Source organism: Candidatus Zixiibacteriota bacterium, assembly GCA_040753495.1.
GTDB lineage: Bacteria > Zixibacteria > MSB-5A5 > GN15 > PGXB01 > DYGG01.
In genome coordinates, this window is sequence record JBFMEF010000081.1 from 1 (window position 1) to 7,808 (window position 7,808).

The following is a 7,808-nucleotide window of genomic DNA, read 5'->3' on the forward strand; positions in this document are numbered from 1 at the left end:
GTTTTACCTATCAGTCCGACCCTTGTGTGGATGTTGACGCCGACGGCAATTTCTTTCTCTGTTTTCTCGATTATGCCGGAGGGGCATCGACCATAACGGTTCTTAAGTCTTATGACAATGGCGCCTCCTTTTCCTGGATGAATACAACCGGTGACAACTATGACGCTTTCGAAGATAAGCAGTTTATCACGGTTGACCGGACCGGCGGTCCCTATGATGGAACCCTCTATATGGCTTGGGCGCGGTTTCCCAACCTCGCTTCCGGAGATACTATGATGTTCGCCCGTCTGCCGAAAGACGGTTTTATGTTCGACCTGATAAAGCCGTTTGCGCCGCCGCCGGATTTCAGTTATTGCGGTATAACCAACTGGACCAGCGCCGGTCAGTTCGCCATGCCGGTGGTCGGTACCGATGGCGCCGTCTATCTATTCTGGAACGGCTATGCCCTGGACAGCACCACTTGTGACATCCATTACAGCATAAACCTGGTCAAATCGACCGACGCCGGGGAGACCATGTTGCCGTACAAGATTATTACCCGTACGGTCGGAAGTTGGGCTAAAATTGACGGCGGTATCGATGTTTATAACGCCCCGATAGCCGCCGCCGATCTCTCGGGGGGACCTTTTGACGGCAATATTTATGTGACATACGCCAATATGGATATCACTAATGCCGCCTTCAATGACTTCAATATCGAATTCGTCAAATCCTCCGATGGCGGAACGACCTGGACCGCGCCAATTTATGTCAACGATGACCCAACTGGACTGGGAGCGAAGTTTGACCAGTTTCATCCCTGGCTTTTTGTCAATCAAGAGGGAACGATATTTCTGATTTTCTATGACCAGAGATTGGATACCTTGAATCATCTGCTATTCGACCTCTTTGCCTCCTACTCCTTTGACGGCGGCGAGAGTTTCACCACCAATCATCGGATAAGTTCGGTTTCATCCAATCCCGGCGACCTGACAACGGCGCCGGATATGCATATGAAGCCACTCGATGCCATGGCGGGGCTGATAGCCGAATATATCGGCGTAACGGCGTTTAAAGACCATGTCAACGCCGTCTGGACTGATACCCGCGAAGGGAACCAGGAAGTATATGGAGCCAACTGGGTGACGCCGCTTCTGGAGCCGCGACTTCTGGCGCCTGCCGACCATGCCAATGTGCCGGATAATATGCCGCTACTGAACTGGGCGACATCCTGGAAGATAGCGGATGACCGCTACCGGGTGGAGATTGCCACCGATAAGCAGTTTATTAATGTCGTGTATAGCGCGGTGGTTGATACCTCGGGGCTGCAGGTGCTTTCGGGGGTATTGCCCGACGATATCTACTTCTGGCGAGTGAAAAGTTTCAAGATTGCCGGCGGCGATTCTTCGGAGTACTCGCCGGTCTGGTCGTTCACGACTGGAAGTTATGTCTGCGCTGACACCGACGGTGATGGATTTGGCGACCCGGGAGGTCCGGGGAATCTCTGCACCGATGACAACTGCCCGACGGTTTTCAACCTGTCGCAAGTGGATACCGATGCCGATGGTCTGGGAGATGCCTGCGACAATTGTCCCGATATTCCCAATCCGGGGCAGGAAGACAGCGACCTCGACGGCGTGGGTGATGTCTGCGACTATGTCTGCGGGGATGCTAACGGCAACGGCACGGTCAATATCCTTGATGCCACATTCATTATCGCTTACCTGTATAAGAGCGGAACGCCGCCCGACCCGCTGGAATCAGCCGATGTCAACGGCTCCGGCGGTATCAATATACTCGATGCGACCTATATCATCAGTTACCTCTTCAAGGGAGGCGCCGACCCGAACTGCCCATAACAGGACAGACCACTGGAAAAACAGAATGCCCGGCCCTTTACTAAGGTCGGGCATTTGAATTTATGAAATAACCGTTGCCGTTTGAGCGGAGTGAATCTTGAAATCACCGGGGGAAAATCAGATTGACTATCATATAGGTGAAGATTCCGAAGAGCCCGGCGCCTGGGAAGGTGAATACCCACGCCAGGAGGATATTTCCGATAATCCGGTAGTTGACATTCCCGAACCGTCGCGCCATGGCGCCTCCGGCGATAGCGCCGGTGGCAACCTGGGTGGTCGAAATTGGGGCGCCGGCAAGGGAGGCGACCAGAATTACCGTTCCGGCGGCGGTCTCGGCGGCGCAACCGTCGATAGGCTCATGCAGATGGGTCATCTTGCGCCCCATCGTTTTCATTATCCGCCATCCGCCGACAGAGGTTCCGAGACCAATCATGAATGCTGAGACAAAGCGGACCCAGAAGGGAACATGGAAGTAGTCGATGGAGCCCGCGGTCAATAGAGCTATAGTGATAATTCCCATAGCGTTTTGAGCGTCATTCATTCCGTGAGTAAATGCCACAAATGCCGCCGAGACTACCTGCAGGCGCTTAAAGAAGATGGCCGATTTGCGATAGGGCGAACTCCAGACCGCCCAGCTGAATATAAAGAGCAAGAGTGCTCCGCCGATTAAACCGGCGACCGGTGATACGACCATGGCAAAGAGAATCTTCTTTATTCCTTTGGCCATCAGGATGCTGAAATCGAAACTGCTCGCATAGAGAGCCACTCCCATAAGACCGCCGACCAGGGCGTGGGTTGACGAAGAAGGGAGCCCAAAGTACCACGTGAAATAACCCCACAGTACCGCCCCCATGGTGGCCGCAAGTAACATCGGCAAGGTGATGAACTGACTATCGACCACCCCTTTCCCGATAGTGTAGGCAACCGCGGTATGGACAAGAGCGCCGACGAAATTAAGCGTCCGCGCCATAATAATAGCTTTACGGGGAGAAAGGGCATGAGTCGCAACAGTGGTGGCAATGGCATTGGCGGCATCGTGAAAACCATTCACGAAGTCATACATCAGGGCGGCCGTGATAATCAGTATCAGCAGATAGGAATCATACATTCCCGGCCACCATCCGCTTCAGGCTCGAGGCAACATCGGTGCAGGCGTCGGAGGCTTTTTCCAGTTCGACATAAACTTCGCGAAGAATGAAGAAGATAGCGACATGCCGGGTGTACTGGACGTTGGAAAAATCGATGTTCAGCAAGTCGGCATGGGAGGATTTGGCGTCATCGCGGGAGCGGAAATCCTCAATCATTTTTTCGCTGTCGATCCGGTTCTGGCGAATTTCGGCGAAGCGGCGCTTGAGGCCGTTATGATAGATATTGTCGGCGTGCACTTCATAGCGGTTGATGGCATTGAGATAAGAATCAAGGTTCCGGTTACGGGGCAATTGCTTGATTGCGGCGGCGATTTCCACGCAGGCGCTATTAATAACCGGGGCTAACTCCCGCATCTCTTTGTCGCTGGTGGGGAAACTGTAAATGACATAGCGGTTGGCGGCATGTTTGATATATTTGATAATCCGCACGAGATTGCGCGTCAGTTCCATTATTTCCGTCCGTTCAAAAGGCGGCTGCTGGGAGATATGAAGCAACTCTTCAATTAATTCGCTGATGCGACTGCATCTGACAAAGGCGGAGTGGATTTTTTCTTCAAGATGGTCGCGCTCGTTGAGAGCCGCCTGAAATAGTTTTACCAGGTCTTCGCTCGCTTCGACCAGGTGTCCGGACAATTCATCAAAGTAATTGTAAAAGCGGGAGTCCTTGGGCGGCAGGATTCTGATACTCCTGACTCTTTTGAGCAGTCCGCGCCGTTCTTCCGTGGTACTCATAGCTAATTCCCTTCCTCTATCGCTAAATTGCAGAAAACCGCCCCAAACTTAATGCAGCGAGGAGGGATTGTCAACAATGTGATTCAGATATACCGGAATTTTGAAGAGAGCCGCCCGGCAATCCCGCCGAAAACGGCTGAGACTGATGTTTTCAAGGACCCGGTTCCGGGTCGAAGTATTCTTTCTTATTCTTGATAGCGGCAAACTGCTCGGAGGTTGGCAGCGGTTCTTTTTTCTGGGAAATTTCGGGCCAGAGCCTGGAGTACTTGGCATTTATTTCCACATATTCCCACCACTCTTCGGGAAGTTCTTCATCGGGAAATATCGCTTTGACCGGGCATTCATCGACACAGAGACGGCAATCGATACAGATTTTGGGATCGATGACCAGCATATTTTTCCCTTCGCGGAAAGCGTTAACGGGACAGACTTCGGCGCAGTCGGTATTCTTGCACTTGATACATGGTTCGGCGACGATATGAGCCATCAGATATCCTCAATAAGATTCCATTTAACTCTACGAAGTAGTTATAACGTCCCGTTCCTCTATTTGTTTGTCCATGATGGAATTTTTTTGGCGGACGTGAAGAAGGCGCTCATCCGGCTTTGCGGCGGTTGTTCATGAAATCATAAAAGAGATAGTCCCCGAGATTATCAGCCGAAGCAAAATAGGCTCGCCCCCGATTCAGCTCTGTCAATTTCCGGACAAACTCCTGCAGGTAGGGGTCATCGGTTATCATGAAGGTGGTGATGGAGATTTTTTTCTTCCGGCAGATGATTGCTTCATCGAGAGTTCGATTGACAATGACCGGGTCGAGACCGATAGGATTTTTATAGGGACGGCCGCTCGGCTTGATTATCATCGACGGCTTGCCGTCGGTAATCATAAAAATCTGCTTATTGGCGCTTTTCTTGCGAAGCAGAATCTGACGTGCCATCTGCAGCCCGGCTTTCGTATTGGTATGAAAGGGACCGACGCCGATGTAGGGAAGGTCGGAAATACTTATCTCCTGGGCGTTATCGCCGAACAGCACGATATTGAGCGTATCCTTGGGGTACTTGGTCAGAATCAGTTCGGTGAAAGCAAGCGCCACCTGTTTGGCGGGGGTAATGCGGTCTTCGCCGTAAAGTATCATGGAGTGCGAGATATCGATCAGCATGACTGTCGAGCAACTGGTGGTGCGGGCGGTATCATAGACTTCCAGGTCGTCATGGCTCATCTCCATCCCCAGCGAGCCGGTGCGGGCGATGGTGTTGAACAGGGAGCCTTTCAGGTCGAGATAGAGGAGGTCGTCGCCGAAATCATAGCGGCGCTTCTCCGGAAGCGGTTCCTCAGAACTGTTGCCGCCGCCGGTCGGCAGCGGATGATTCCCGATGCCGGAGGATTTGAGCCTTTCAAAAATATTTTCGAAGGCCTGGCGGCGAAGTCCCAGTTCTCCCTTGCGGGTCAATATCGTCTTCTCCCGCTGCATTGCCACTACGTTTTTATCTGTCAATTCTTTCCGGAACTGCTCCAGGTCAAAATCGGGCGGAAGCTGGCCCATTTGCTGCAGACGCTCCATCATTTGGAGCGCTTTGTCGACGTCGCCATTGACCAGAAGCAGGATATAATTGAAAATGGAAAGAAGGTCGCGCATACTCTTGATTTTCTGCACGAAGGCTTCGTTCCATTCCGAATAGATAAAACGCATCTCAGTTCCTCAAAATATTCTCAATCATATCGGCGTAGATGAACTTGTTATCGGGGGATTCTTTGGCGATAATATTGCTCCGGTGCAGACCTTCCAGAATAAGCTCCATCGCCAAGAAGGTCTCACGGGAGTCCTTGGCGGGATAATAACTTTCGGCAATCTGTTTCAGTCCAGCGATTTGAGAGAGCTGTTTTTTGTACTCGGTGTACGGCATTTCGTCGGAGAGTTCCAGTTTCTTTCCAGTCGAAAAATAATCAATCACCGCTTCGTAGATATTCTCCTCGGGACGGCTGTCGGGATGAGATTTTTCTTTGCGCGGGGCGGGAAAATACTCGTCAAAGGTCTCTTTGACCGCTTCCCCGATGAGGTTTACGGCAAGAATCGACGGTCCCTCCAGTTCCCCCTCGTAAACCAGTTCGACTTTTCCGACAATGGAGGCGATGACCGAATAGAGGTCGCAGATGCGCGGGAAATGGTCGTTCTCTTTATTCAGGGCGGCGCGGCGCTCAATATTGGAAATCAGATTTTCGTAAGCCGAGATAGAAAGACGAGCCGAGACGCCGGACGACTGGTCGACATATTCGCTTCGGCGGGCGGCGAAAGATATCCGTTCGATGATATCGCGGACCAGTTCCGGAATCGCGATATCGGAGCCGCGGGCGCTCCAGGCTTCCTGGCGGGTAATCGCTTTGGCATCACTGAGCGATGAAGGATAATGGGTGTTAATCTGCGAAGCAATCCGGTCTTTCAGCGGCGTGATAATATTGCCGCGGTTGGTGTAATCTTCGGGATTGGCGGTGAAGACCAGAAGCATATCGAGCGGAATCCGGATAGGAAATCCGCGAATCTGCAGGTCGTTCTCTTCCAGAATATTGAGCAGCGATACCTGAATGCGGGGCTGCAGGTCGGGAAGTTCATTGATGGCAAAAATGCCGCGGTTGGTGCGGGGGATAATACCCCAGTGAATCACTTCCTCATCGGAAAGGTCGAGTTTCTCCCGCACCGCTTTAATCGGGTCGATATCGCCTATTAAATCCGCCACCGAAACATCGGGGGTGGCGAGTTTTTCGTTGTAGCGCTGGTCGCGGTGAAGCCATTCGATTTCCAGACGGTCACCGGCTTCTTCGGCCAGTATCTTGTAACGGGAGGAGATAGGAGCGAAGGGATTTTCGTTCAGTTTGCTGCCTTTGATGACCGGGATATGCTCATCCAGCAGGTCCACCAGCTGTCTTAAGATTTTTGTTTTGGCCTGTCCCCGCAAGCCGAGAAGAATGAAATCATGGCGCGAAAGGATGGCGTTTTCCAGTTGCGGCAGGACGGTTCGGTCATAGCCGACAATCCCCGGAAACCGCTTCTTCCCCGCTTTGATTTGCTCCAGCAGATTCCTGCGGAGTTCATCTTTGGTTAATAAATTCTTATATCCTGACTTTTTAAGTTCACCCAGAGTTTTCGCCAATTTCATATACACCTTTCGTAATTTCTTCATTTTATACGCATCAGGTTAAACAAAGAACAAGAAGCGATAGTTCAGGGGCAAACCGGCAATCAATAGCGTTAATCCGCCGGGGGCTAAAAGTCTCCGAAGTCGGAAAGAGGCGCTGTTACCTTATGCCGTGCAGCGGGATAGTGACCGCCGCTCGGGAAACCTTAAAACGAAACTTTTTTTCAATCAAAGCCGCTTCGTTGCGTATAATTTCCTGCCAATTGTAAATTTCCAATTATAGACTTAGAGGGTCTACAATGAACGTTAATATAAGCAGCAAAGCCAAACAGGAACTTCTCAATATCAAGGTCGGCGGCGACCGTTTCTTGCGGATTGAGGTTTTGACGGGAGGCTGTTCCGGCATGACCTATGGCGCCGGAATCGATGAAAAGATGAATGATGACGATGTCGTGCTGTATCAGGACAACGATTTCAAGGTGGTTGCCGATATGCGCAGCGCTCTTTATCTGGACGGCCTCCATATTGATTATTCGGACGACCTGATTCGTTCCGGATTCCGTTTTTACAATCCCAAGGCGAAAAAATCGTGCGGCTGCGGCAGCAGTTTTAGCGCCTGAGACAACACCTGAAATCCCGGGAGTGGCCATGAGCCTTAAACCGATAGAAATAATGGGGGGAGAATCTGTTTACTGCATCAATGAAGGGCAGTTGCAGAAGGCGTATGAACTGGCGATGAGCGATTCCGACTCCGCCAACCGTATCAACGCTCAACTGAAAACTCTGGAAGAGCAGTTGACTCGAAACGAGCGGGCCGCTCTTGCTTTCCTTCTTATCGACCGCCTGCTCAAGACATCTCAACGAACTTCCGAATAGAAATAGTCTATCCCTTCTTCCCTGTACGACTGGGGCAGAAGGTCTAACAGGTCCCAGAGGGCGCAGAAGTTATCCCCCGGAC

8 protein-coding genes are annotated in these 7,808 nt (G+C 51.5%); 3 read left to right on the top strand and 5 right to left on the bottom strand.

The features are described 5' to 3' along the window. Positions 1-1,838, top strand: a 1,838-nt coding sequence (locus AB1690_05160; GenBank protein ID MEW6014690.1) for a dockerin type I domain-containing protein, incomplete at its 5' end; no start/stop codon positions are given. 103 nt (positions 1,839-1,941) lie between these two features. Here the strand turns inward: AB1690_05160 and AB1690_05165 are convergent. The 5 genes from AB1690_05165 to AB1690_05185 all read right to left on the bottom strand — a co-directional run bounded on the left by AB1690_05165 (position 1,942) and on the right by AB1690_05185 (position 6,895). Next, positions 1,942-2,946 carry an inorganic phosphate transporter gene (locus AB1690_05165; protein ID MEW6014691.1) on the bottom strand — a complete coding sequence of 335 codons (1,005 nt, stop codon included), beginning with the start codon at positions 2,944-2,946 and terminating at the stop codon, positions 1,942-1,944. Then, the gene (locus tag AB1690_05170) at positions 2,939-3,718 is read right to left on the bottom strand and encodes a DUF47 family protein (GenBank protein MEW6014692.1); all 780 of its coding nucleotides are present in this window, start codon (positions 3,716-3,718) and stop codon (positions 2,939-2,941) included. The genes AB1690_05165 and AB1690_05170 overlap by 8 nt, the downstream gene beginning before the upstream one ends. A 151-nt stretch (positions 3,719-3,869) precedes the next feature. Then, positions 3,870-4,205, bottom strand: a complete 336-nt coding sequence (locus AB1690_05175; protein ID MEW6014693.1) for a DUF3470 domain-containing protein — start codon at positions 4,203-4,205, stop codon at positions 3,870-3,872. A 109-nt stretch (positions 4,206-4,314) separates the two neighbouring features. Continuing rightward, the gene (locus AB1690_05180) at positions 4,315-5,409 is read right to left on the bottom strand and encodes a VWA domain-containing protein (protein ID MEW6014694.1); all 1,095 of its coding nucleotides are present in this window, start codon (positions 5,407-5,409) and stop codon (positions 4,315-4,317) included. Position 5,410: 1 nt separating this feature from the next. Next, positions 5,411-6,895 carry an AAA family ATPase gene (locus AB1690_05185; GenBank protein ID MEW6014695.1) on the bottom strand — a complete coding sequence of 495 codons (1,485 nt, stop codon included), beginning with the start codon at positions 6,893-6,895 and terminating at the stop codon, positions 5,411-5,413. 254 nt (positions 6,896-7,149) lie between these two features. Between AB1690_05185 and AB1690_05190 the strand changes: the two genes are divergently transcribed. Then, positions 7,150-7,470 (top strand): iron-sulfur cluster assembly accessory protein, encoded by a 321-nt coding sequence (locus tag AB1690_05190; GenBank protein ID MEW6014696.1) that lies wholly within the window; start codon positions 7,150-7,152, stop codon positions 7,468-7,470. 28 nt (positions 7,471-7,498) lie between these two features. Continuing rightward, positions 7,499-7,726: a hypothetical protein gene (locus tag AB1690_05195; protein ID MEW6014697.1), complete on the top strand. Its 228-nt coding sequence runs from the start codon at positions 7,499-7,501 to the stop codon at positions 7,724-7,726. The last annotated feature ends 82 nt before the right edge of the window (positions 7,727-7,808 follow it).